Below are 23,832 nucleotides of genomic sequence, written 5' to 3' on the forward strand. Positions count from 1 at the left end.
TGCAAAGAAAAACCGCCCCGTATGAACTGAGGCGGTTTTTTTATTTCTATAATCTTAAAAGCTGAGAGGCAATTACAGACTTTCAGTGAAGGTACGGGTAATCACGTCACGCTGTTGCTCAGCAGTCAGTGAGTTAAAACGCACCGCATAACCCGATACACGAATGGTCAACTGCGGATATTTTTCAGGATGCTTAACCGCATCTTCCAAAGTTTCACGGCGCAATACGTTAACGTTCAGATGCTGACCGCCTTCCACACGTACAGTCGGCTGAATTTCCATCGGTACTTCACGGTATTCAAACTGGCCAAGATCGCTGACAGCAACAATCTGGTCTTCCGCAAAACCTGCTTTTGCACACACGCAGCGCGCTTCCGCTTTTTCATCATCCAGCAGCCAGAAAGAGTTTTTCAGCGCTTCGTTGTTGCTTTTAGTAATTTGGATCCCGGTGATCATATGTTGCCTCCGTTGTTGGCTACGATACTGTTAATTGATTGGCGTTAGGTTTGAACGACAACCTGTTTACCTGTTGTCAGATATAACAGCAGAAGACCCCGCATTCTTTGATAAATATCAATCTTATCCTTGGGGGTATTTCTCTACTTCAGCATATTTATGATTTATATCAATTTTTCCAAGATGTCCGATTAAATTATTTTGTAAATTATCAACAAATTTTGCATAGAACGTTAAGTCGCAGATAAACATCAGCAAAAGCTCGCGCGGGTTTAACTCATCAGGATGAGCAGGTAAGCTACAGTCAGTTTAAAATTATCTTCAAAAGGAGAGCGTCAATGTCCACTACTCTCACCTGGCATGACGTGCTCGGTCAGGAAAAAGAACAACCCTACTTCGTTGATACACTGAAGTTTGTCGCTGCCGAACGCGCTGCAGGTAAAACAATTTATCCGCCCCAGCAGGATGTGTTTAACGCTTTCCGTTCTACTGAACTGGCAGATGTCAAAGTCGTGATTTTGGGCCAGGACCCTTATCACGGACCCAACCAGGCTCATGGCTTATCGTTCTCCGTTCGCCCGGGCATTCCGGCACCGCCTTCTTTAGTGAATATGTATAAAGAACTGACCGCCGATATTCCCGGCTTTGAACGGCCTCCTCACGGCTATTTGCAGAGCTGGGCAGATCAGGGCGTACTGTTGCTCAATACCGTGCTGACTGTTGAAGAGGGTAAGGCGCATTCGCATGCCAAACTGGGCTGGGAAACGTTCACTGATAAAGTCATTGCCGCGTTGAATGAAAATCGTGAAGGGATCGTCTTTTTACTCTGGGGCTCACATGCGCAGAAAAAAGGCAATATTATCGATCGCCATCGCCATCATGTATTGAAAGCACCGCACCCTTCTCCGCTTTCTGCACACCGGGGTTTTCTGGGGTGTAAGCACTTCTCACAGGCGAATGCCTTACTGGTGCAGCAAGGATTGGCACCGATTGACTGGGTGCCAAGATTGCCGGAATAACGCAAAAAAGAGGCACCCGTAAAGGTGCCTCTTCTATTATGTCAGTCTGCTTAAAACAGAATCAGGCTTTGGCTTTAGAGACCGCAACCATTGCCGGGCGCAACAGACGGCCGTTCAGCGTGTAACCCTTCTGCATCACCATCATTACGTGATTAGGTTCCAGCTCGTCGGACTCCATCATGGTCATCGCCTGGTGCAGTTCAGGATTGAATGGCACGTGAATATCAGCCACCACTTCCATACCGAACTTGCGAACGGCATCCAGCAGGGATTTCAGGGTCAGCTCAACGCCTTCAATCAGACCCGCCAGTTCTGAATTCGATTTATCAGCCAGATCCAGCGCACGTTCCAGATTATCGATTACCGGCAACAGTTCACCGGAGAATTTCTCCAGGGCGAATTTATGCGCTTTCTCGATATCCTGCTCAGTGCGGCGGCGGATGTTTTCCACTTCCGCTTTCGCCCGCAGCAGGCTGTCACGCTCACGCTGCTGGAGTTCTTTCAGCTGTGCTTCCAATTCAGCAATACGTTCATCGCGGGGGTCAACGACATCTGCCGCCTGGGTTTCCGCTTCCGCTTGCAGCTCTTGTTCCTGATTCAGTTCTTCAGAGACTTGCTCGTCAGGTGTCTTATGTTCTTTACTACTCATGAATCTCTCCGCGTTTTAGCATTAATCTTGCTACTTGGCTTATTATGGGGATCAAAACCGGGGTTTCAAGGTTTGGTTTTTAATGAAACCGGTCATAATGCAGGAGTCATCACACCCTGCTGAGGATAACCACAGCGATGAATAAAAAATTTGAGTGCATTGGGATTATCGGACATCCCCGTCATCCTTCCGCACTTGCCACCCATGAAATGCTTTACCACTGGTTAATCTCAAAAGGTTATCAGGTGGTCGTCGAACGTCAGGTGGCGCAAGATTTAGCCCTGGAAGGCGCACAGACAGGTAGCCTCGCTGAGATTGGCAAGCTGGCAGATTTAGCCGTGGTCGTCGGCGGTGACGGGAATATGCTGGGTGCGGCGCGCGTTCTGGCACGCTATGACATAAAAGTCATCGGCATCAACCGGGGTAATCTCGGCTTTCTGACCGATCTGGATCCGGATAACGCTTTGCAGCAACTTGATGACGTTCTGCAAGGCGAATACATCAGCGAGCAACGTTTCCTGCTGGAAGCCATGGTGCGCTGCAAAGACCAGCAATGTCGCGTAAGTACCGCCATCAATGAGGTGGTTCTCCATCCGGGGAAAGTCGCCCACATGATTGAGTTTGAAGTCTATATTGATGACAAATTCGCTTTCTCCCAGCGTTCCGACGGTCTGATTATTTCGACACCAACCGGCTCAACCGCATATTCGTTATCTGGTGGCGGTCCGATCCTGACGCCAACATTAGAAGCTATCGCGCTGGTGCCAATGTTCCCGCATACGCTCTCGGCGCGCCCGCTGGTCATCAACAGCAGCAGCACAATTTGCCTGCGGTTTTCGCACATGAGCAATGACCTTGAAATCAGCTGTGACAGTCAGATTGCCCTGCCTATTCAGCCGGGTGAAGAAGTCGTTATCCGCCGCAGCGACTTCCATCTGAATCTGATTCATCCGAAAGACTACAGTTATTTCAATACATTAAGCACAAAACTCGGGTGGTCCAAAAAACTTTTCTGATCGGATAAAAATAATTCGCCAGCCCCTTTACTGTATATAAAACCAGTTTATACTGTATGTAATTACAGGTCTGTTGTTATGTACAGGAGGGTGATCATGCTGGCGCAATTAACTATCAGTAACTTTGCCATTGTCCGCGAATTAGAAATCGATTTTCATGCAGGTATGACAGCCATCACCGGTGAAACGGGTGCCGGTAAGTCCATTGCTATTGATGCTCTCGGACTTTGTCTGGGCAACCGGGCGGATGGCAGCATGGTGCGCCTCGGCGCCAGCCGTGCAGATATCTGCGCGCGGTTCACCTTAGCGGATACACCTTCCGCGAAACACTGGCTGACGGAAAATCAGCTCGATGAAGGGCTGGATTGTCTATTGCGCCGGACTATCAGCAGCGATGGCCGTTCGCGCGGCTTTATCAACGGCACGCCTGTTCCCCTGTCACAGTTACGTGAACTGGGCCAGCACCTGATCCAAATTCATGGACAACACGCCCATCAGCTTCTGCTCAAACCTGAGCATCAGAAAGATTTACTCGACGCTTATTCAGATCAGCCCTTACTGCTATCAGAAATGCGCAAGGCTTACCAAAACTGGCATCAGAGCTGCCGTCAGCTGGCACAATATCAGCAGCAGATGAGTGAGCGTGAATCGCGCCGTCAGTTGTTGCAATACCAGTTGAAAGAGCTGAATGAATTTGCCCCTCAGGCAGGTGAGTATGAGCAAATTGATGAGGAATACAAACGCCTGGCTAACAGCGGCCAACTGCTTTCTCTGAGCCAAAATGCACTCTATTTGCTGGCAGATGGTGAAGAGCAAAATATTGTCAGCCTGCTCTACAGCGCCCGCCATCAGTTGGCTGAGCTGGCTGAGCTCGACAGCAAAATGAATGAACTGATCGTCATGCTTGACGACGCTTCCATTCAGGTCAGCGAGGCCAGCGATGAATTACGCCATTACAGCGAACGTCTGGATATGGATCCAAACCGTTTATTCGAGCTGGAGCAGCGCTTGTCCCGCCAGATGAATCTGGCTCGTAAACATCATGTCAGCCCTGAAGAGCTCCCTGAGCTACATCGTCAGTTGCTCGAGGAACAGCAGGCCCTGGATGATCAGGAAACGAATCAGTCTGAACTGAGTGAAGCCGTACAGCGCCATTATCAACAAGCTGTAGCTATCGCTGAACAGTTGCACGAAAAACGCCAGTATTTTGCCGATGAGCTAACCCATCTGATCACCCAAAGTATGCAGGCACTTTCCATGCCACACGGTAAATTTAAAATTCAGGTTCAGTTCGAACCCGAACATTTAAATATGGAAGGGGCAGACCGCCTCGAGTTCCAGGTCACCACCAACCCGGGGCAGCCGCTTCAGGCGCTTGCAAAAGTGGCCTCCGGTGGTGAGCTGTCACGTATCGCGTTGGCTATCCAGGTGATCACGGCACAGAAAATGGAAACGCCGGCGCTGATCTTTGATGAAGTGGATGTCGGAATCAGTGGCCCGACGGCTGCGATAGTCGGTCGCCTGTTGCGTCAGTTAGGCGAATCCACGCAAGTTATGTGCGTCACTCACTTACCTCAGGTTGCAGGTTGTGGTCATCAGCATTATTTTGTCAGCAAAGAAACTGATGGTGAAGTGACTGAAACCCAAATGAATCGCCTTGATAAAAAGGCGCGTTTGCAGGAACTGGCACGTCTGCTGGGCGGAAGTGAAGTGACCCGAAACACGCTGGCCAACGCAAAAGAGCTACTCGCAGCGTAAAAAGCTCAACTTTTTTACAGTTCAGCGGTCATACAGGTGCCCCGCAAAGGTTTCAAACTGATGAAAGGTCTATTATCATCGGCATCTTATGCCCTAAAGGAATGTAATGACTATGCGCTGTAAAACGCTAACTGCCGCCGCTGTAGCTCTTGTAATGCTTACTGCGGGCTGTTCCACTCTGGAAAAGGTGGTTTATCGGCCTGACATCAATCAGGGGAACTATCTGTCTCCTGCTGATGTTCAAAAAATTCATACCGGTATGACTAAACAACAAGTTGCTTATGTTCTCGGCACGCCGATGCTGCACGACCCGTTTGGCAGTAATGTTTGGTATTACGTGTTCCGTCAGGAACCAGGCCATGAAGGCGTCACTCAGCAGACGCTAACGCTGACCTTCAACGAGTCTGATACGCTGACCAACATCGACAACAAACCGAAGTTGAGCGATCAAAAATAAATCGCCCCGGTGTGATGGTCTCTGGTTACCGCCAAAAATCATCTTTCAGGGTAAAAAAATAAGGCGCCTGAGGCGCCTTATTTTTTAGAACGTTCGGCGCGGATACGCCGTAATTCTTTCGGATCGGCAATCAGTGGCCGATAAATTTCAATACGATCCCCCTCACTGACTGTATCCGCAAGCTTCACCGGGCGGCTGTAGATGCCTAATTTGTTCTGTTTTAGATCAATATCCTGACGCAACTCAAGTAAACCGGAAGCCTTCACCGCCTCTTCGACACTGCTCCCTTCTTGCAGTGTTACCGTTCGCAGATACTGACGTTCCGGCAAAGCGTAGACCACTTCAACACGGATCTCAGACACTGTAGACCTCTTTCGCACGTAAAGTGAATGCCTGAACCATACTGCCGGCCAGTTCTTTGAAGATTTTACCGAATGCTAACTCAATCAACTTATTTGTAAATTCAAAATCAAGACTGAGCTGAACTTTGCAGGCATCGGGGCTAAGTTCGATGAAATCCCATCCTCCGGTCAGTTTACGGAACGGGCCATCCACCAGTTGCATATCAATGCGTTTGTTGCTGATTAGCGTATTTTTGGTGGTAAACGTTTTACTGATGCCCGCTTTGGAAACGTCTACAGCGGCGGTCATCGACGTATCGCTGTTTTCCAGGATGCGGCTGCCGGTACAACCGGGCAGAAATTGCGGGTAGGCATCGACATCATTTACTAAGGTGTACATCTGCTCCACGCTAAACGGCACAAGCGCAGAACGACTTATCTGTGGCATATCATTTTCCAGGTGTCATAAAACGTACAGATAATATCATTTATCCATGCGGTAATAAAAACTACGAAGCACAGAGCGCCACAAACAGGAAAAACACCTGACTCTCGCTGCGTGGGGATTTCAATCGGCATCGCTTACAGTATAATAAGTATCACTATGACAAAGAAAAAAGCACATAAACCCGGTTCCGCGACTATCGCGATGAACAAACGCGCTCGCCATGAATATATCATCGAAGATGAATTCGAGGCGGGGCTTGCTTTGCAGGGATGGGAAGTCAAATCGATGCGCGCTGGTAAAGCAAACATCACTGACAGCTACGTCACATTCCGCGACGGTGAAGCCTTTTTGTTTGGCGCAACCATTCAACCCCTTAACGTGGCGTCCAGTCATATTGTTTGTGACCCGACTCGTACAAGAAAATTACTGCTCAACAAGCGTGAATTAGAAACGCTGTTCGGAAAAGTCAGTCGCGATGGTTACACCGTCGTCGCGCTTTCCATGTACTGGAAAAATGCCTGGTCCAAAGTGAAGATCGGCCTGGCGAAAGGTAAGAAAGAGCACGACAAGCGCGATGACATTAAAGATCGTGAATGGAAAGTAGACAAAGCACGTATCATGAAGCACGCAAATCGCTAAGACTCTGGCTTAGCTGGGTGTTTTTCTGGTATACTGTGAAATAGTACTTGGGGCTGATTCTGGATTCGACAGGATTTGCGAAGCCCAAGGAGCATGCCGAGGGGCGGTTGGCCTCGTAAAAAGCCGCAAAAAAATAGTCGCAAACGACGAAAACTACGCCCTAGCAGCTTAATACCCTGCTTAGAGCCCTCTCTCCCTAGCCTCCGCTCTTAGGACGGGGATCAAGAGAGGTCAAACCCAAAAGAGATCGCGTGGACACCTTGCCTGGGGTGAAAGCGTTAAACTCAATCAGGATAGTTTGTTAGTGGCGTGTCCATCCGCAGCTAACCGGCGAATGTAAAGATTGGACTAAGCATGTAGTGCCGACGGTGTAGTAATTCTGGACGGGGGTTCAAATCCCCCCAGCTCCACCAAATAATGATCCGGTTATTACCAGATAAGTCCGGAGAAGTCCTGAAAGCCCGCATCCCTTCTAGGTTTGCGGGCTTTTTTGTGTCTGTAGAAGTCCGAGAAGAACCGCCTACCGGCGTCTATAGGTATACCAATTAGGGAAGATCCTTGCATGGCGCGGACTACACGCCCCCTCACCCACACCGAAGTACAAAAAGCCAAAGCCACTGATAAAGACCTCACCTTGCATGACGGTGACGGACTCTTTCTCCTGGTCAAAACCACCGGCAAGAAAATTTGGCGCTTTCGCTACCAGGTGCCTGGCACATCAAAACGCACCATGATCAGCCTCGGCGCTTATCTGTAGTCCCTCCGGTTTTTAGTACCACCGCCAATGAGGATCTCCGGCCAGTTTTTGCCTCACATAGATAACGGGTGGCATATCACCCAGTGAGCTATGCGGACGTTCTTCGTTATATTCTGCGCGCCAGTCTTCTGTCAGCACACCAAACGGCCTCTATATTGGCAACGCCAACATTATTCCGGCTAACCCGCGTAAATATCTCTATCACGCATACCTGTCGTTTATGGAAGCGCGAGGGCATCAGCACCCTATGAGCCTGACGGCCTTTGGTCGGGATGTACCGCAAACGCTGAAAGAATATGAGATTGAATTCATGAAGCGAAAGACCAATCAGGGAATGCAGACTAACCTCACGTTAAACGATGACAGTGAGGCGGATTGGTTGCCGAAGTGCGAAAGATAATTTAATTCTCACCGCCTCAGATGATAATGAGGCGGTGAGAATTTCATATCTACAGGAGCTGTATTTTTGCATCAACTCTAGCATGTTCTCTTAAAAGATAAAGTAAACCACCACCATCAATTAATTCTATAGGTTTATCTTTACAGAAATTATAAGCATCTTTGCCATATTTACTAGTGCAAACCAAGATTCCTTTATTTGCACCTTCATTCATCATGGTTCCATAAAGATCTCGTACGGCACTCACACCTACAGTATCTTTATATCTTTTAGCTTGAATGACAACTTTCCCACCAAGAATAGGTCTTGTATCAAACGCTATTGCATCAACCCCGCCATCTTTAGTACCTCGGGTTAGTTTGGTATCTAATCCCATCTGCGAAAAAAGATTTGAAACTAAAACCTCGAACTCCCCAGGGGATAAATCCATAAGATTAGGACGCGATTCTAATCCAGACAAAGCATCACCCTGCTCAATAAACCTCTTATCTACCATATTAAATTCTATAATAGGCTTAATTGCTTGAAGCTCTTCAGGATGATTAGATACTTGAGCACCAAGACTACGAAGGCAAGCTACCTTATCTATTCGGTCTAATTTTATAGCCATAAACTCTTCTTTGAAAGCTCTAACAGATACGACATTCACATTGATATCATGCCCACTAGTTGGGTCGATCGTATCGAGCACCCCATTGAATACTACTGATAATATAGCACCAGCCTGATCAGCCTCAAAAATCTCATGTAATGTACGCAAAGCAATTGCAGCTATAATATCTTGGTATAGTTTATTTATTTCAGATGGCTTTCTTAATTTTGAAGTTATCGCATCACGAGTCTTAATATATTTGTATTCTAAATCCTTTGGGATAACATCGATACTAGGTATGAAATACTCTATTATTAATTCTTTGTTTGCAATTGTATAGGCAAGACGGAAATTTTGTTGAAATCCATCTTGCGGATACTCAGAGCGAGTAAGAACCATTTCGCAGTAATTTTTAACGGACAGTTCATCTCCAGAAAAATAACTTATTTCAAACTCATCAATATCTTCATTATGCCGATTCACCTCATCAAGATATCTATTTTTTTCTCGTGAATATTCATTTTTCATCTCTTCGATTTTCTGGCTTTTTTCTTTTTCTTTAGAGATATACTCTTTCATTTCAATTTCTAATTTCTTCTCAGCCAACTCTACTTTAGAATTGTATTTTTTACCCGCACCAGGTATTAACTTTCTCCATCCCATCGGCATAGGTACGAAATCTATTATCGGGCTACTGTCGGGTAAAAGATGGCTCGGCGTCTGAAATTTTTTAAAGCTAGGTACCATTTTTAAACTTGAAAAATCAATAGAATCATCATGATTTAAAGTGTGTTCTAAAATGCCAGATAATTCAGAGATTGTTTCAACCAAATCAGAATTAAGATCGTTAACCTCCTCTATTCTATCTTCTAAATACATTACTTTAGCAAGTTTATCTGCCTCCTTTTGCTCACGAATTAACTGTTTTTCTTCACGCACGCATTGTGCATATTCTTGTCTGTTCTGCCTTTCTACACGCCTAGCTTCAGCGGCATGGCTTCTCAGAGATCTTTTATTTTCACGGTCAATTGCCGCAGCAGCCCTAACCGAAGCCCTCAAAAAACCCTCAAAACCGGATCTACGCCCCATTTTATGTCCTTAAATTAGTTTAGCGCTTTTACTGTGTATAAATGATAACAAACAATTTTTTTCATAATAGGCGAAGTCATGAACCAAAAATACCTTTTGGCATCATCGTGAATAGAAGTGAAGGCTATGAAATGACTTAAAAAAATTAACCAACTGAAAAAAAAGAGTTTTCTATAAGAGTGAACACTGTGAGCAGTTTTTCTTTAAATCTTTTTTTATCGAGCAGGCTACTCACAGACCTCCTACTCAAAGCGTTCAAAATATGAACATAACGAAGCACGGTTATCTGCATTGGTATACGTTTAGGTATACACCACAAATTTGAATTCATAATTAATCATTTAAAACATTAAGTTAGCAACTTAACTCAACGTCCCCAGCCAATGATCCGGTTATTACCAGAGAAGTCCGGAAAGCCCGCATCCCTTCTAGGTTTGCGGGCTTTTTTGTGTCTGTAGAAATCCGAGAAGAACCGCCTACCGGCGTCTATGGACAGTTCGGAACAAACCAGTCACCACATGAAATAAAAAATTAAAAGTGAACACCGGGGACAGTTTTCTATAAATCTTTTTTCTGACGTTCAGATTATTGCCCTGTTAGAGACTCTTCCAGTCAGGCAGTTTGTTGACCCGCTTACGCCAAGAGTGGAATAACGCCATGAAAAAACCAAACAGCAAACCCGCTAAGAGGGCGGTCAATACCGTACGCAATACGCTGAAGTCTTGATTTTTCCAAATACTAAACCACATGAAAATGCCCCATAGAGGGCCAAACCAGACGGCAAAGAACAACGTATTCAGCCACAGGGGGGCAAACGGCGGTGGTGGCATTTTACCTCCCGTTTTCCAAAACAGGCGCAAGATGGGGGGTGCATAATTGCTCCGCCACATCTTTTTATTTTCCATCAGGGCTATTGCCTTTTTCTTCTTTTCTTCAAATACCATCATCCGACTCCTTTCATTAGATACCCGTAAAGACCTCCTAATGATATGCCTTATTCAAAGTCAGCTATAGAGTGAAGTAAATTAAACGGCTTATTCAGATCCCCCCGGTCAGATACGCCCGTTACCACAAAGAAAGCCGCAGCCCGCATGGGTTTGCGGCTTTCTTTTGCCTGTTATCTTTCAGGCACCGGTAATCTATCTTCTTGTTTTCAATGCACAAGCAGCATGAATCGGCCTCAGTCGTCCCCACTTCGTGTTAGGTCTGCAACAAAAACTCTCACTGCCGCCGCAGGGATCTTCCTCTGCGACAGTTTTTTTGGATACAGCTTCCACTTACGAATAGCTGTTACTGAAACGCCTACGTTTTTTTCCGCAGATCTGCGCAACCCTCAGACCCGCCTGTTTTATTGATTCGTCAGCAGACGTAAAGTCTGCATAGGTTGATATCTGAAGCAGATAAAAATCAGACAACAATAATCTCTGTCGACGTTTGTTTGAGTGCCTGTTGCACATCATGGCTGATACCGGAGTCAGTAATGATGGTGTCGATTTTTTCCATAGGCAGCACCAGGTTATATCCGCGTCGTCCAAATTTAGTGGAATCAGTGACTACCACTACACGCTGAGCGGCATCGGCCATAATACCGCTGATACTGTAGCCTTCATTAAATGTGGTGATCCCTGTTGCCGCGTCGAGGCCATCAGCGCCAACAAACATGAGGTTAGCGACGATACCCTGCAATGCATATTCCGTGATGTTGCCGTGCAGCGAGCGCGTTTTGTGGCGTAGCGTTCCCCCGCAGACAACCAGCGTGATATCGGGGTTTTCTGATAACACAAATGCAGCAGGTAAGTTGTTAGTAATCACAGTGATATCGCCCGCTTTTACTAACTCTTCAGCCAGCAGCATGGTGGTACTGCCACTGTCGAGGATCACGGTATCCCCCGGCTTAACCAACCCTGCGGCAGTCTGAGCGATGCGGTTTTTCGGGTCGCTGGCCTGAAGATAGCGCTCTTCCAGAACCATTTCACCCAGCGGTTTATCGTGACCCGGAGCTTCCTTTGCGGTCCACTTTGCCGCACCTCCGTGAAAACGACTGAGCGCACCTTTTTGTTCCAGCAAACTCAAGTCAGAACGAATTGTCACTTCCGAAACTTCGAAAGCACTCGAAAGCTCAGCTACCAGAACACTGCCATTCTCATTCACTAAATCAATGATTTTATTGCGTCGTTCATAAGTATTCATTATGGGTAATCCGAAAGGTCGTATTCCTCATAGTGTAAACAAAAGGCAAGTTAATGAGGAGTAAAAATTCCGCACGATGTGAATCACCGCAACTCCCGACGGGCTGACATCACGCCAGGCGATTTTATCTTTTCATTTCTCGAGATACCTCCAAAAACGAAAGAAATCGAATGGTTAATGCTTACGAAATATTTCGATCACCATCACGAAATGTGCAAAACGCTATTGTTTGCCTTTCGGAAAGATATGATCCTCTTCGGAAATAAACGGAGGCTTAAAATGAAAGACATTATTGCTAAACACAAGACAGGCGAAAGGATCGGCATCTGCTCAGTATGCTCTGCGCATCCGCTGGTGATTGAAGCAGCATTACGGGAAGACCTGCGCACCGACCGAAAAGTGCTGATCGAGGCCACCTCAAACCAGGTCAATCAGTTTGGCGGCTATACCGGCATGCTGCCGATTGATTTTCGTGATTTCGTTCTCGCCATTGCTGAGAGGATCGGATTCCCGTTACAGCGTCTGATCCTAGGGGGCGATCATCTGGGGCCAAACTGCTGGCAGCACGAAAACGCTGAAACAGCGATGGCAAAAGCAGAAGAACTTATTGCGCGCTATGTCGAAGCCGGATTTAGCAAAATTCATCTGGATGCGTCAATGTCCTGTGCAGACGATCCTGTTCCCCTGGATCCTTTCGTTGTGGCTCAGCGCGCAGCGCGTTTATGTCAGGTCGCAGAAAAAGTGGCAACTCCGCAGCAGAAAGCGTTGCTGACCTATGTCATTGGTACCGAAGTTCCGGTTCCAGGCGGTGAATCATCAGCAATTCAGCATGTTCATGTCACCGAAACCAGAGATGCAAAAGCGACTGTGGATATGCACCATCAGGCATTTCTTGAACTTGGGCTGAATGATGCCATAGATCGGATCATCGCCATCGTGGTGCAGCCCGGCGTTGAGTTCGATCACAGCCGCGTGATTCACTATCAGCCTGATCTTGCTCAGGATCTGTCAGCCTATATTGCTGGTACACCGCTGGTTTATGAAGCGCATTCCACCGATTACCAGACCCGCGATTCCTACCGCAACCTGGTAAAAGATCACTTCGCTATCCTGAAAGTGGGTCCCGCATTGACTTTCGCTTTGCGGGAAGCGGTTTTTGCCCTGGCCAATATTGAACAGGTATTAATTGCACCGGAATGCCGCAGCCAGATCCTGACGGTCATTGATGGCGTCATGCTGGATGAGCCCGGTTATTGGAAAAAGTATTACAACCCCACATTTAGCCTTTCGCTTATCGATCTGCATTTCAGCTTATCCGATCGTATTCGCTACTACTGGCCCCATACCCGTATCAACAGGGCGATGGACGTTTTAATGGCCAACCTGAGTTCAGTCGATATCCCGCTTGGCCTGCTGAGCCAATACCTTCCTGCTCAGTTTGAACGGGTGATGACCGGCGAACTTGCCCGCGATCCGCATGAACTTATCATCGATAAAATTCAGGACGTGTTGCGTGCGTATCACTTCGGCTGTACGCCATCACAGACGATATGCGAAGGAACCTGCCATGCATAACTGTGAAATCTTTGTCAAAACCGGTATCGACTTTGCGGATTATCACGAGGCACTCACGCATATCTGTGAGCGTATGGTGCAGGAAGGCGTGGTGGAAACAACGTATCCGCAGGCGCTGATAAATCGCGAGGCTGAATATCCCACCGGCATTCAGCTTGAACACCACGCTGTCGCTATTCCACATTGCGAAGCCACCCATGCCCGTAGTCCGGCCATTTATCTGATCAGGCCAGATAACGCGGTCGAATTCTTTCAGGCTGATGATGAAGGAACGATTCCCGCAACACTTATTATTGCCCTGATTGTCACTCACCCGTCCGAACAGCTGAAGTTGTTACGTCAGTTATTCAGCCAGCTACAGGACCCTGTTTTTTTCGAAAGCTTACTGACCGCTCCGGAAGAACAGCTCGCCACGCTTTTTGAACAGCACCTTTTTATTCCAGCACCGGAGAAACGCTCTGCCGTTTGTACCTGAAAATATTCGAAGCAATAAACCCGACGTCTTACCTACAAAAATAACATTTAAAACAATCTGTTAAGGAGCCTTACCGTGAAGCGAAAAATCATAGTCGCCTGTGGCGGAGCCGTTGCCACCTCTACGCTGGCAGCGGAAGAAATCAAAGAATTGTGTGAGGCACATGGCATCCATGTGGATCTCGTGCAGTGCCGGGTAACGGAAATCGAAACCTATATGGAGGGTGCTCATCTGATTTGTACCACCGCCAAAGTCGACCGGACATTTGGCAACATTCCGGTAGTGCACGGCATGCCGTTTATCTCCGGCGTGGGTATGGATACGTTACGCCAGCAAATACTGACCCTGTTACAGGAGTAAGTCATGTTTACCGACATCATGCGCTACATCCTCGATCTCGGCCCGACAGTCATGCTGCCCGGGGTGATCATCGTTTTCTCTCTGATATTAGGGATGAAACTTGGGGATTCATTTAAATCCGCGATTCATATTGGTATTGGTTTTGTCGGGATCGGTCTGGTTATTGGCCTGATGCTGGATTCCATCGGGCCTGCGGCAAAAGCCATGGCAGAGCATTTCGAAATTAACCTGCAGGTCGTTGATGTTGGCTGGCCGGGCTCATCGCCAATGACCTGGGCATCACAAATCGCGCTGGTCGCTATTCCGATTGCGATCGGTGTGAATATCGTGATGTTGCTGACGCGTATGACGCGTGTCGTCAATGTGGATATCTGGAATATCTGGCACATGACGTTCACGGGCGCCATGCTGCACCTCGCCACCGGTTCTTACTGGCTGGGGATCATGGGGGTCGTTTTGCACGCAGCATTCATTTACAAGCTGGGCGACTGGTTTGCAAAGGACACGCGTGACTTCTTTAATCTGGACGGTATTGCCATTCCGCATGGTTCCTCAGCCTATCTCGGCCCGATTGCGGTACTGGTTGATACCCTCATTGAGAAGATCCCGGGGCTGAACAAAATTCACTTCAGCGCTGACGACGTACAAAAGCGTTTCGGCCCGTTCGGTGAACCGGTCACCGTCGGTTTCGTGATGGGGCTGATTATTGGTTATCTCGCCGGATACGACGTCAAAGGTGTATTGCAGCTGGCCGTTAAAACCGCTGCGGTCATGCTTCTGATGCCACGGGTCATCAAACCGATAATGGACGGTTTAACACCCATTGCCCGTCATGCCCGTACACGTCTGCAAGCCCGCTTTGGCGGACAGGAGTTCCTGATTGGTCTGGATCCGGCTTTATTACTCGGCCATACCGCCGTGGTTTCCGCCAGCCTGATTTTTATTCCTCTGACAATCCTTATCGCCGTGCTTGTCCCAGGAAATCAGGTCTTGCCGTTTGGTGACCTCGCCACTATCGGTTTCTTTGTTGCCATCGCGGTTGCCGTGCATCAGGGCAACCTGTTCCGCACGCTGATTTCAGGTTGCATCATCATGAGTATCACGCTGTGGATCGCGACACAGACCATTGATTTGCACACTCAACTGGCCGCGAATGCGGGGGCACTCACGGCTGGTGGAAGAGTGGCTTCGATGGATCAGGGCGGCTCGCCGATCACGTATTTACTCATCCAGCTTTGCACGCTTAAAAACATCGCAGGGCTCACCATCATCGGCGTTATTTACGCTATCGGCGTATTCCTGACATGGCGTCGCGCCCGTCAATTCACCCAAACAGAGAAGCGGGCAGCCGCGTCACTGGCTAACTCTTAATTTTCATCCCGGCGGGGGAAATCCCCGCCTAAGGAATCTGACTATGAAATCTGTCGTTGTACATGCTGACAGTAAGATAACGATTGAAGAGCAACCCGCTCCCACGCTGAGTGCTCCTGATGAGGTACTGGTGCGCATTGCCTACTCCGGGCTTTGCGGATCCGATATCCCGCGTATTTTCGCCAGCAGTTCACATTTTTATCCCATCACATTGGGCCATGAATTTAGTGGCCACGTCGTCAACACCGGAGAAGAAGTCAGCGATTTACACGAGGGGGATGCCGTGGCCTGCGTACCTTTACTGCCGTGTTTTCAGTGCGAAGAATGCCGCAAAACGGCGTATTCCCAATGTAAGCATTATCAGTTTATAGGCTCCCGCCGGAGTGGCGGCCATGCTGAATTTATTGTGGTTTCACGGAAAAACTTGTTCAAATTGCCGGAGAATTTTTCACTGCTGCAGGGCGCTTTTTTGGAACCGCTCACCGTTGGCTTGCATGCCCTTAAACTGGCAGGAGGTTGTGAAGGTAAAGAGGTGATAGTGGTTGGAGCTGGCACCATCGGGCAGTTGCTTATTCAGGCAGCCAGCGCACTGGGGGCTAAATCGGTGACAGCCATTGATATCAATCCGCAGCGCCTTGCCCTGGCACGGGAAACAGGTGCCAGCCACGTTTATAACAGCGCAATGTCCGATGCCGATGAAATCCGCCAGCAAACACACGAAAGGCGCTTTAATCAGCTGATTGTTGAAACGGCAGGCACGGCTCAAACCGTGGCACTGTCTCTTAATATCGCAGGCCCAAAAGCGCAAATCGCGCTGGTTGGTACCTTACACAAAGACCTGACTTTAGACGTCGCCACTTTCGGTCATATCCTGCGCAAAGAACTGACCTTGCTCGGCAGTTGGATGAATTATTCCTCTCCGTGGCCGGGCAATGAGTGGCGACAGGCCGTTCAGCTTTTTGCTGAGAACAAGCTAAGCCTTGACCCTCTGATCGCCAGCGTTGCCCGTCCGCAGGAGTTTGTCAGGCACGTTACGGCACTGGCTGGCAAGCCGATGACGGGAAAGATTCTGCTGGATATGACGGGAGGCTGAGAAAATGTATCTGATTTCAAACAGGGAAATGTTGCTCGCTGCTCAGCGCGGGGGTTACGCCGTTCCGGCTTTCAACGTTCACAATCTCGAGACGGTACAAGTCGTTGCAGAAACGGCGGCAGCCATGAGTTCTCCGGTGATCCTTGCCGGAACGCCGGGGACATTCAGTTATGCGGGCACAGATTACCTGATCTCGATATGCCATGAGGCTGCGCGGAAGTATCGCATTCCACTGGCACTGCATCTGGACCATCATGAGGATCAGGGCGATATCGAAAGTAAAGTCCGGGCAGGCATCCGCTCCGTAATGATCGATGCGTCACATTTCCCGCTGGCAGAAAACATCCAACACGTGCGTGAAACTGTACGCTTATGTCATGCCTTTGATGCCAGTGTCGAAGCGGAACTTGGCCGCCTTGGCGGACAAGAAGACGATCTGGTGGTAGAAGAAGGCGACAGTATTTTCACCGATCCCGTTGTGGCTAAACATTTTGTTGAATCCACACGCATTGACTCGCTGGCCGTTGCGATTGGCTCTGCGCATGGCCTGTACCAGGGCGAACCGAAGCTGGATTTTAGCCGTCTTGGGCAAATCCGCCAGCAGGTCGATGTCCCGCTGGTACTGCATGGTGCATCCGGTATTCCTGAAAGCATGATCCGTCAGGCGATTGAACTTGGGATCTGCAAAGTCAATGTGGCAACCGAACTGAAAATCGCCTTTGCCGGTGCGATAAAAGAGTATTTCGCAGAACATCCGGATGCTAATGATCCCCGCAAATACATTGTGCCAGGGAAACTGGCGATGCAAAAAGTCGTTGAGGAGAAAATCAGGATCTGTGGCAGTGGCGGGTGCCTATAAGCGACCTGCATTAACGAAGCGGGCCAAATGCCCGCTTTCCAGATTTTTATGAAAGCGCCGGTTGCAGGCGTCATTCCGTTCTGATTTTATGGAAGTTCATTGTGAGTAAAATGGAAACTGCTATGACCACCCTCAACCACTTTGGCCAACCCATTGGTGACGCCCTCCCCGACTGGCAACCCCGCGAACGACCTTCTCATGTTCAGCTTGACGGCCTCTGGTGTCGTCTGGAGCCGCTGGACACTGAACGCCATAGTCAGGATCTCTTTAAGGCCTGGCACAGCATTGATGATAATCGCGACTGGACCTATCTCTCCGTCGACAGGCCTGCGACCCAGACTGATTGCGATCTGTTTATTTCTCAACAGGCCAGAAGTGAGGATCCGGTGTTTTTTGCGGTTGTCGATATACAGACACAACGCGCAGTCGGCAGCGTTTCTCTGTTGCGCATTGATGCGGTGAATGGCGTTGCTGAAATTGGCTGGGTGAACTGGTCTCCGCTGATGAAGCGCACACGTTTTGGCACTGAAGCGATTTATCTGTTGCAACGTTATCTGTTCGATACGCTGAAATATCGCCGCTGCGAATGGAAATGCCACAGCCTGAATGAGCCGTCAAAACGTGCCGCACAGCGTTTTGGTTTTCAATATGAAGGTATGTTCCGTCAGGCCATCGTCAATAAAGGCCACAACCGTGACACCTGCTGGTATTCCGTTCTCGACTACGAATGGCCTGCGTCAAAAGCCGCGTTTGAGCGCTGGTTAAGCACAGAGAATTTCACCCCCAAAGGTCAGCAAATACAACGGCTGGAAGCACTGCGTGAGTGAATGTGGCCTGCGTTATTCAGGCGCAGGCGGGTTTTATCGCGAAGGAGGTTTACAGTACTGTCAGCACGGTAATATCAGGCCACGCGTAGATTATGTTAGGTGAGCGCCAGAGGGGTCCGGCATCTGTGTAGCGCCCTGCCTCCCGGCCTCCCAAAGCACGGTAAAAGTGGATGGCGGGTTCGTTACCTTCCACCACGCCAAGCCCTGCGCTTCGGAAACCCTCAGCGGCCAGATGCCTTGCAGCCTTAGCGATTAACAACTTGCCGATCCCCTGACGTTTGAATAATGGGGAAACATACAGAAATTTGATTTCTGCCATGGCGCCAAATTCCGGGTTTGAGGAAGCCGAAGCCAGGCAAAATCCGGCGACTATTCCGTCAGTTTCTGCGATAAAAATGCCCTGACCGGCAGCAGGATGCGCAAATTTGTCCTGCCAGAAAGCTTGCCGACGTGGTACATCGAGCGTCGCAAAGGCCTCTGCAGGAGCAAGCTCACGATACGTATCACGCCAGATGGCAACATGTAGTTCAGCAAGCGCATCGATATCTTTGGGTTCAGCAATCCGTAAAGTGCAGGCTGGCACGGCATCCCTCGTTATAAAAAAGTTCAGAAGATCATAAAGTCTGCTCAGTATAGTCAGCTCTTCTCTTCCCGCGCCAGCAAACGACGTTTTCGTTCTACCCCCCAGCGGTAACCGGAAATATTGCCACCGGTTTTCACCACCCGATGGCAGGGAATAGCGACCGCCAGCAGGTTCGCGGCACAGGCGCCGGCCACAGCGCGAACAGATTTCGGCGAACCAATTTTGTTGGCAATCTCGGCATAGCTGGCCGTGGTTCCTGGCGGAATATCACGCAATGCCTGCCAGACCCGCTGCTGGAAAGCTGTGCCGCGAATATCCAGCGGCAAATCCAGACCGATATCTGGTGCTTCCACAAAACCGACGACCAGGGCAATACGCTGCTCGAAATCCGGATCGCCGCCCAATAGCTCTGCCTGCGGAAAACTATTTTGCAGTTCGTTAATCAGCTTTTCAGGATCATCTCCCAGCAAAATGGCGCAGATCCCCCGCTGACTTTCGGCGACCAGTATATCGCCGAGAGAAGATTTGCCGATGGCAAACCAGACGCGGACATCGCGGCCGCCGGAGCGGAAAATTTGCGGCGTCATACCCAGTGTCGCCACGGAGGTTTCGTAAAACCGGCCATCAGAAGGATAACCCGCCGCGTGGATCGCCTCGGTGACCGTCGCAGAATCTGCCAGTTTTTCGCGTACCCGGCGTGCCCGCTGCGCCTGTTGGTACTCTTTAGGTGTCACGCCGGTTTGTGCTTTAAACAGGCGATGAAAATGATATGCGCTGATGCCCACTTTGGCTGCCAGTTGATTGAGCGTCAGCATCTCGGCTGATTGTTCCAGCAACCGGCAGGCCTGAGCCACGCGCTGAGCATGAAACTGCGCCAGGGAAATCAGCCCCTGACGACAGCGCTTACAGGGGCGAAACCCTGCCTGTTCTGCGGCTTCGGCATCATCAAAGTAGATAACATTTTCCGGATTAGGCTGCCGCGACGGACACGACGGTGCGCAGTAAATTCCGGTGGTTTTTACCGCATAAACAAATTTGCCATCCGCATTCGCATCACAACTGACCACCGCCTGCCAGCGTGGATCCTGTCTCTGCACACAGGCAATATTTCCCCATGCCTTATCTTTGATGACTTCTGTTTTACCTGACATTTTCTGCCTCACATTTACGACTGGATGATTGTCAGCATAAGCCGCCGTTATTGTGCGTGCCCTCCGGCTCTTGCTTTCTCATTCAGCGCGGCGTCCTCAGCCTGCAACCGGTTTTAAAGGCGTTTCGAGGATCATCTGATAAAAGGCCAGATCCAGCCAGCGATCAAATTTGAAAGCCGCCTGTTTAATCGTGCCGGTATGGCTGAATCCATTTTTTTCGTGCAGGGCAATACTGCCACTGTTAGCCGCATCAATGGCGCCAATCAGCGTGTGCACGTCCCTTTCACGGGCGGCATCCACCAGCGCGTTCAGCAGGATTTTACCCAACCCTTTGCCACGGTGATCTTTATGAATATAAATCGAATGCTCGACCGAATATTTATACGCAGGCCAGGCGCGGAACGTGCCGTAACTGGCAAAACCCAGCAGCGCACCCTGCTCGTCTTCCAGCCCGATCACCGGAAAGTTATGGGTCAGTTTAGTGGCAAACCAGGATGTCATGCTGTCGATGTGGCGCGGTTTATAATCATACAGCGCCGTGGATGTCAGGATCGCCTCATTAAAAATATCCAAAATGGCGACAGCATGCTGGCGTTCAGTGCAGGTAATCATTTTCATCAGTCATTCCCCGGTGGCTTCCGTTATGCGTTTAATTCCACTATAGTAGAATTAATTCCACAAAAGTAAACAACGGAACCTACCTCATGTCAATTGATCAATTGATCGCCACGCGCCTGCAGGCTTTGCGAAAATCTCAGGGTTTAAACCTCGAACAACTCGCCAGCAGTTCGGGCGTCAGCAAGGCAATGATTTCGAAAATTGAACGACAGGACAGCAGCCCGAGCGCCAGCCTGTTAGGCCGCCTCGCGGCCAGTCTGGGCGTTTCGCTGGCGCAGTTGCTTTCAGAAGATAACGAGCAGCCCGCCCCCTTGCGCCCGCTGGCGCAGCAGGAAGTCTGGCAGGATCCGGATATCGGTTATCTGCGACGTCAGGTGACAGCGCATGAGGAAAACGGCGGCCCGGAACTGGTTGAAATCACGCTGCCCGCCGCCGCTCGCGTCAGTTATCCCGTCTGGCACCATCAGGCCTATAAACAACGTTTATGGATGGTGGAGGGGGTGCTGACGATCGATTATGGTGCTGAAAAATATGCTTTATCGGCGGGGGATGCGCTGACGTTCGGCGTTGACTTGCCCATCACCTTCAGTAATCCCGGCACTGATCCGTGCCGGTATCTGCTGGTCATGAGCGACAAATAACCTCCACACTTTCCAGCAGCGCCAGCGCACGGTTGTGCTGACGGCGAAAGCGCGTTGCCATCATCAGCCACATTTCCGGCGTGGTGTCTTCGCGCCGTGCGGCCAGTTCCTGAAAACCGGGGAACGCGCCACCGCGATAACTCAGGTCGTAATGGAAATCATCCACGGAGCTGTAACGCAGGCGATGTAAACCGGCAATCGCCTGCTTCAGTTGCCGCTGCCAGATCTGCGGCTCCGCCTGCCAGTTGGTGGTCAGTCCGTTCAAAACAGGCTGTAATTGCTGTAATTTTTCAGCCACGGCGGAGAGATCAAATTCCGGTGAGAGGGTGGCGGCGAGTTCTGCCAGCGATTGCTGCAAACCGTTCAGGTAATTCAGCGGATCCAGCGGTAGCGCGGGTTGTGTCAGCAAGCCTTCCAGCCAGTGCGCGTGGATTTGCGTATCGCGCCAGAGAATATTCAGATCCACTTTATCGTAAGTGTCGTCTTGCGTGTGCCACCACCAGCCACCGCCGCTGCCCGGCGACTGACTGTTTTTTTCCAGCGGGACTTCGCGAAAGGCAAAATGCAGCGGCAGACCACAGCCCCAGAATGACTGATCGCCGCCTTTGCCCGGCGGGGTAATATGCTGCGCCGGTTCACCGGTCACGGCTTGCACCGCCGCATTTAAAAAGGTCTGTGATTCCGCACCGCTGGCGTTGAGCACAATATTCACCGCATCCCGACACCCCGGTGAATCGACGTTAATGTGTGCGACGCAATGCTGTTTCAGCTGCTGGTGGTAGTTGTCGGCGTACCAGGTCGAGCCGCCATAGCGGGCGTTAGAATGCCCGGGCCACCAGATAATCCGCAGGCCGCGCAGCAACGTTTGCGGCTGCTGATGAAAATGAATTGCCATCGCCAGACAAAGCGCATTACCGGTCGCGTTGTCCGTGACACCTTCATGCCAGGAATCATAATGTGAGGAGAGAAGCACGAACTCCGGCGAACTGCCGGGAATATCCACCACCGGCATGCTGCATTCAGCGACGTGAAAATTCAGTTCCGTGGCGATTCTCAGCGTCATCAGCGGGTGCTGCTGACACTGCGCCAGCAAACGCTGACCGTCCTGATGATTAACTGAAATCACCGGCAGACGCGGATACCGCAGAAAATCATCCGGTTCCGGCGTCCCCCAGACCGGTCCGACGGTTTCTTCATGCAGCGCTGTTTCAGCCGAACCCCAGATATGGATAAGTCCGGCGGCTCCTGCGGCGCACAGGCGTTGTACGTAATCCTCAAAGCCTTGCCCCGCAATCACAATTTTGCCTTTTACCTCCTGCGCCCAACGTTGCCACTCAAAATCGGTACGCGGCTGACAGGCACCGGCATCGTAATAACCTTGCCCTTCCACGCCCTGCGGGCAATGGGCCGAAAACGAACGGGTTTTGGCGTCGCACTGCCATTGCGGGAATTCAGGCAGTCGCAAGCTTCCGGTCAGCGGATCGCTGAGATACAGCGGGCAATGCATCAGCCGCGCATCCAGCCCGTGACGGTGCAATACAGACACCATGAGCTGCGCGGCCCGTTGTGCATCATCGCAGCCGGAAAGCCGGTGCAACGTGGAAAACTCGCGCAACAGGTCATCCATCAGCGGTAATAGATGTTCACGAACAGGCTGGCGCAACATCATGATTATTTGGCCTTTTCCTGATGAACGGATATGTCCAGCGGACCGAAGTATTGCGTCTTAATCTTTTCCCATGTGCCGTCGGCAATGATTTTCGCCAGCCCGTCATTGAGCAGTTTTTTAATGTGGTCGTCGCCTTTACGCAGGCCGTAAGACGAACCGATACTGAACAGCTTGTCATCACGCACTTCCGGGCCGGTCAGGGTAAAATTTTTGCCTTCCGGTTTGTTGAGGAAACCAAAGGTCACCGCCACCGCCGGGCTGAGCGCACCGTCTAAGCGTCCGGCCACCAGATCCTGATAAATGGTGTCCTGATCGGCATACGCCACCACATCCACCCCTTTCGGCTGCCAGAAAGTATTGGCATACATTTCCTGAATCGAACCCTGCTGAACCGCGATACGCTTGCCCTGCAACGATCCCGGCGTCGGCAACAGCGGGCTGCCTTTTGGCACCACCAGTTTGGTCGGAATGTGATACACAAAATCGCTGAAGTCGATCACTTTGCGGCGTTTTTCGGTCGCACCCTGCGGCGAAATGAAATCCACTTTTTTGGCGATCAGCGAAGGAATTTCAGCGTCAAAGCTGCTGACCACATAGTCACATTTCACTTTCATTTCTTTGCAGATGGCGTTGGTGACATCAATTTCAAAGCCGGTCGGCGTGCCCGCCGCATCACGGTACTGGAACGGCGGATAACTTAAATCAGCGCCGACACGCAGCGTTTCGCCTTCGGCATGCGCCAGCGCGCTGCCAAACGTCAGTGCCATAACGGCAGCCACCAGTGTTTTTTTCATCATTA

The 23,832-nt window shown here is 50.0% G+C and carries 25 protein-coding genes, 1 other RNA gene and 3 pseudogenes; 16 read left to right on the forward strand and 13 right to left on the reverse strand.

What is annotated here, in order from left to right; translation table 11 throughout:
* Positions 1-72: 72 nt before the first annotated feature.
* Positions 73-456, reverse strand: coding sequence for an autonomous glycyl radical cofactor GrcA (gene grcA, locus RAHAQ2_RS16990; protein WP_015698403.1), 384 nt, complete (start codon positions 454-456; stop codon positions 73-75).
* A gap of 338 nt (positions 457-794) precedes the next feature.
* Between grcA and ung the strand changes: the two genes are divergently transcribed.
* Positions 795-1,475: a uracil-DNA glycosylase gene (gene ung / locus RAHAQ2_RS16995; RefSeq protein WP_015698404.1), complete on the forward strand. Its 681-nt coding sequence runs from the start codon at positions 795-797 to the stop codon at positions 1,473-1,475.
* Between the two features lie 61 nt (positions 1,476-1,536).
* On the opposite strand, the gene grpE is transcribed toward ung, so the two are convergent.
* Positions 1,537-2,124, reverse strand: coding sequence for a nucleotide exchange factor GrpE (grpE, locus tag RAHAQ2_RS17000; protein ID WP_015698405.1), 588 nt, complete (start codon positions 2,122-2,124; stop codon positions 1,537-1,539).
* A 137-nt stretch (positions 2,125-2,261) separates the two neighbouring features.
* On the opposite strand from grpE, the gene nadK reads away from it, so the two are divergent.
* The 3 genes from nadK (at position 2,262) to bamE (ending at position 5,355) form a co-directional block, all read left to right on the forward strand.
* Positions 2,262-3,140 carry an NAD(+) kinase gene (nadK, locus tag RAHAQ2_RS17005; protein WP_015698406.1) on the forward strand — a complete coding sequence of 293 codons (879 nt, stop codon included), beginning with the start codon at positions 2,262-2,264 and terminating at the stop codon, positions 3,138-3,140.
* 96 nt (positions 3,141-3,236) lie between these two features.
* Positions 3,237-4,898 (forward strand): DNA repair protein RecN, encoded by a 1,662-nt coding sequence (gene recN / locus RAHAQ2_RS17010; RefSeq protein WP_015698407.1) that lies wholly within the window; start codon positions 3,237-3,239, stop codon positions 4,896-4,898.
* Positions 4,899-5,010: 112 nt separating this feature from the next.
* Complete coding sequence (bamE, locus tag RAHAQ2_RS17015; RefSeq protein WP_037040188.1) at positions 5,011-5,355, forward strand: outer membrane protein assembly factor BamE; 345 nt, start codon at positions 5,011-5,013, stop codon at positions 5,353-5,355.
* A gap of 77 nt (positions 5,356-5,432) precedes the next feature.
* On the opposite strand, the gene RAHAQ2_RS17020 is transcribed toward bamE, so the two are convergent.
* Positions 5,433-5,717 carry an RnfH family protein gene (locus RAHAQ2_RS17020; protein ID WP_015698409.1) on the reverse strand — a complete coding sequence of 95 codons (285 nt, stop codon included), beginning with the start codon at positions 5,715-5,717 and terminating at the stop codon, positions 5,433-5,435.
* A complete protein-coding gene (locus tag RAHAQ2_RS17025; protein ID WP_013576738.1) occupies positions 5,710-6,144 on the reverse strand; it encodes a type II toxin-antitoxin system RatA family toxin in 435 nt (144 codons plus the stop codon). The genes RAHAQ2_RS17020 and RAHAQ2_RS17025 overlap by 8 nt, the downstream gene beginning before the upstream one ends.
* Positions 6,145-6,300: 156 nt before the next feature.
* Between RAHAQ2_RS17025 and smpB the strand changes: the two genes are divergently transcribed.
* The 3 genes and pseudogenes from smpB to RAHAQ2_RS17035 form a co-directional block, all read left to right on the forward strand.
* Positions 6,301-6,783: an SsrA-binding protein SmpB gene (gene smpB, locus RAHAQ2_RS17030; protein ID WP_015698410.1), complete on the forward strand. Its 483-nt coding sequence runs from the start codon at positions 6,301-6,303 to the stop codon at positions 6,781-6,783.
* 49 nt (positions 6,784-6,832) lie between these two features.
* Positions 6,833-7,196: a transfer-messenger RNA gene (gene ssrA / locus RAHAQ2_RS25085) on the forward strand.
* A gap of 149 nt (positions 7,197-7,345) precedes the next feature.
* Positions 7,346-7,534: pseudogene (locus RAHAQ2_RS17035) on the forward strand (integrase arm-type DNA-binding domain-containing protein); the annotation flags it as partial.
* Positions 7,535-7,552: 18 nt separating this feature from the next.
* Here RAHAQ2_RS17035 and RAHAQ2_RS25090 read toward each other — a convergent pair.
* Positions 7,553-7,675, reverse strand: a pseudogene (locus tag RAHAQ2_RS25090) (integrase core domain-containing protein); the annotation flags it as partial.
* On the opposite strand from RAHAQ2_RS25090, the pseudogene RAHAQ2_RS25095 reads away from it, so the two are divergent.
* Positions 7,671-7,940: pseudogene (locus RAHAQ2_RS25095) on the forward strand (winged helix-turn-helix domain-containing protein); the annotation flags it as partial. The pseudogenes RAHAQ2_RS25090 and RAHAQ2_RS25095 sit on opposite strands and share 5 nt — an antisense overlap.
* Positions 7,941-7,989: 49 nt before the next feature.
* Here the strand turns inward: RAHAQ2_RS25095 and RAHAQ2_RS17040 are convergent.
* The 3 genes from RAHAQ2_RS17040 to RAHAQ2_RS17050 all read right to left on the reverse strand — a co-directional run bounded on the left by RAHAQ2_RS17040 (position 7,990) and on the right by RAHAQ2_RS17050 (position 11,811).
* Complete coding sequence (locus RAHAQ2_RS17040) at positions 7,990-9,621, reverse strand: restriction endonuclease (protein WP_015698412.1); 1,632 nt, start codon at positions 9,619-9,621, stop codon at positions 7,990-7,992.
* Positions 9,622-10,217: 596 nt separating this feature from the next.
* Positions 10,218-10,565 (reverse strand): DUF6404 family protein, encoded by a 348-nt coding sequence (locus tag RAHAQ2_RS17045; RefSeq protein ID WP_015698413.1) that lies wholly within the window; start codon positions 10,563-10,565, stop codon positions 10,218-10,220.
* Positions 10,566-11,028: 463 nt separating this feature from the next.
* Entirely contained in the window at positions 11,029-11,811 is a 783-nt protein-coding gene (locus RAHAQ2_RS17050) for a DeoR/GlpR family DNA-binding transcription regulator (protein ID WP_015698414.1), read from the reverse strand.
* A gap of 279 nt (positions 11,812-12,090) precedes the next feature.
* Between RAHAQ2_RS17050 and gatZ the strand changes: the two genes are divergently transcribed.
* From gatZ to RAHAQ2_RS17085, 7 genes are all read left to right on the forward strand, one after another.
* A complete protein-coding gene (gene gatZ, locus RAHAQ2_RS17055) occupies positions 12,091-13,386 on the forward strand; it encodes a tagatose-bisphosphate aldolase subunit GatZ (RefSeq protein WP_015698415.1) in 1,296 nt (431 codons plus the stop codon).
* Positions 13,379-13,861: a PTS galactitol transporter subunit IIA gene (gene gatA, locus RAHAQ2_RS17060; protein ID WP_015698416.1), complete on the forward strand. Its 483-nt coding sequence runs from the start codon at positions 13,379-13,381 to the stop codon at positions 13,859-13,861. Before gatZ ends, gatA begins: the two co-directional genes overlap by 8 nt.
* Before the next feature lie 75 nt (positions 13,862-13,936).
* Complete coding sequence (gene gatB / locus RAHAQ2_RS17065) at positions 13,937-14,221, forward strand: PTS galactitol transporter subunit IIB (protein ID WP_015698417.1); 285 nt, start codon at positions 13,937-13,939, stop codon at positions 14,219-14,221.
* A gap of 3 nt (positions 14,222-14,224) precedes the next feature.
* The gene (locus tag RAHAQ2_RS17070; protein ID WP_015698418.1) at positions 14,225-15,592 is read left to right on the forward strand and encodes a galactitol-specific PTS transporter subunit IIC; all 1,368 of its coding nucleotides are present in this window, start codon (positions 14,225-14,227) and stop codon (positions 15,590-15,592) included.
* Positions 15,593-15,635: 43 nt separating this feature from the next.
* On the forward strand, positions 15,636-16,685 hold the full coding sequence (gatD, locus tag RAHAQ2_RS17075) for a galactitol-1-phosphate 5-dehydrogenase (RefSeq protein WP_015698419.1): 1,050 nt from the start codon (positions 15,636-15,638) through the stop codon (positions 16,683-16,685).
* Between the two features lie 4 nt (positions 16,686-16,689).
* Entirely contained in the window at positions 16,690-17,544 is an 855-nt protein-coding gene (locus RAHAQ2_RS17080; RefSeq protein WP_015698420.1) for a tagatose bisphosphate family class II aldolase, read from the forward strand.
* 122 nt (positions 17,545-17,666) lie between these two features.
* The gene (locus RAHAQ2_RS17085) at positions 17,667-18,371 is read left to right on the forward strand and encodes a GNAT family N-acetyltransferase (protein ID WP_015698421.1); all 705 of its coding nucleotides are present in this window, start codon (positions 17,667-17,669) and stop codon (positions 18,369-18,371) included.
* 49 nt (positions 18,372-18,420) lie between these two features.
* Here the strand turns inward: RAHAQ2_RS17085 and RAHAQ2_RS17090 are convergent, their stop codons facing one another.
* From RAHAQ2_RS17090 to RAHAQ2_RS17100, 3 genes are all read right to left on the reverse strand, one after another.
* The gene (locus tag RAHAQ2_RS17090; RefSeq protein ID WP_015698422.1) at positions 18,421-18,954 is read right to left on the reverse strand and encodes a GNAT family N-acetyltransferase; all 534 of its coding nucleotides are present in this window, start codon (positions 18,952-18,954) and stop codon (positions 18,421-18,423) included.
* Between the two features lie 53 nt (positions 18,955-19,007).
* Positions 19,008-20,105 carry a bifunctional DNA-binding transcriptional regulator/O6-methylguanine-DNA methyltransferase Ada gene (gene ada / locus RAHAQ2_RS17095; protein WP_015698423.1) on the reverse strand — a complete coding sequence of 366 codons (1,098 nt, stop codon included), beginning with the start codon at positions 20,103-20,105 and terminating at the stop codon, positions 19,008-19,010.
* 96 nt (positions 20,106-20,201) lie between these two features.
* Positions 20,202-20,723 (reverse strand): GNAT family N-acetyltransferase, encoded by a 522-nt coding sequence (locus tag RAHAQ2_RS17100; protein ID WP_015698424.1) that lies wholly within the window; start codon positions 20,721-20,723, stop codon positions 20,202-20,204.
* An 86-nt stretch (positions 20,724-20,809) separates the two neighbouring features.
* Between RAHAQ2_RS17100 and RAHAQ2_RS17105 the strand changes: the two genes are divergently transcribed.
* The gene (locus RAHAQ2_RS17105; RefSeq protein WP_015698425.1) at positions 20,810-21,364 is read left to right on the forward strand and encodes a helix-turn-helix domain-containing protein; all 555 of its coding nucleotides are present in this window, start codon (positions 20,810-20,812) and stop codon (positions 21,362-21,364) included.
* Here the strand turns inward: RAHAQ2_RS17105 and RAHAQ2_RS17110 are convergent.
* Together RAHAQ2_RS17110 and RAHAQ2_RS17115 are read right to left on the reverse strand one after the other, a co-directional pair.
* Positions 21,348-23,033: a M28 family peptidase gene (locus tag RAHAQ2_RS17110; RefSeq protein WP_015698426.1), complete on the reverse strand. Its 1,686-nt coding sequence runs from the start codon at positions 23,031-23,033 to the stop codon at positions 21,348-21,350. The two genes, RAHAQ2_RS17105 and RAHAQ2_RS17110, sit on opposite strands and share 17 nt — an antisense overlap.
* A gap of 2 nt (positions 23,034-23,035) precedes the next feature.
* Positions 23,036-23,830 carry a transporter substrate-binding domain-containing protein gene (locus tag RAHAQ2_RS17115; RefSeq protein WP_015698427.1) on the reverse strand — a complete coding sequence of 265 codons (795 nt, stop codon included), beginning with the start codon at positions 23,828-23,830 and terminating at the stop codon, positions 23,036-23,038.
* Positions 23,831-23,832: the final 2 nt, after the last annotated feature.

Origin of the sequence: Rahnella aquatilis CIP 78.65 = ATCC 33071, from assembly GCF_000241955.1 — a bacterium.
GTDB classification, from domain to species: domain Bacteria; phylum Pseudomonadota; class Gammaproteobacteria; order Enterobacterales; family Enterobacteriaceae; genus Rahnella; species Rahnella aquatilis.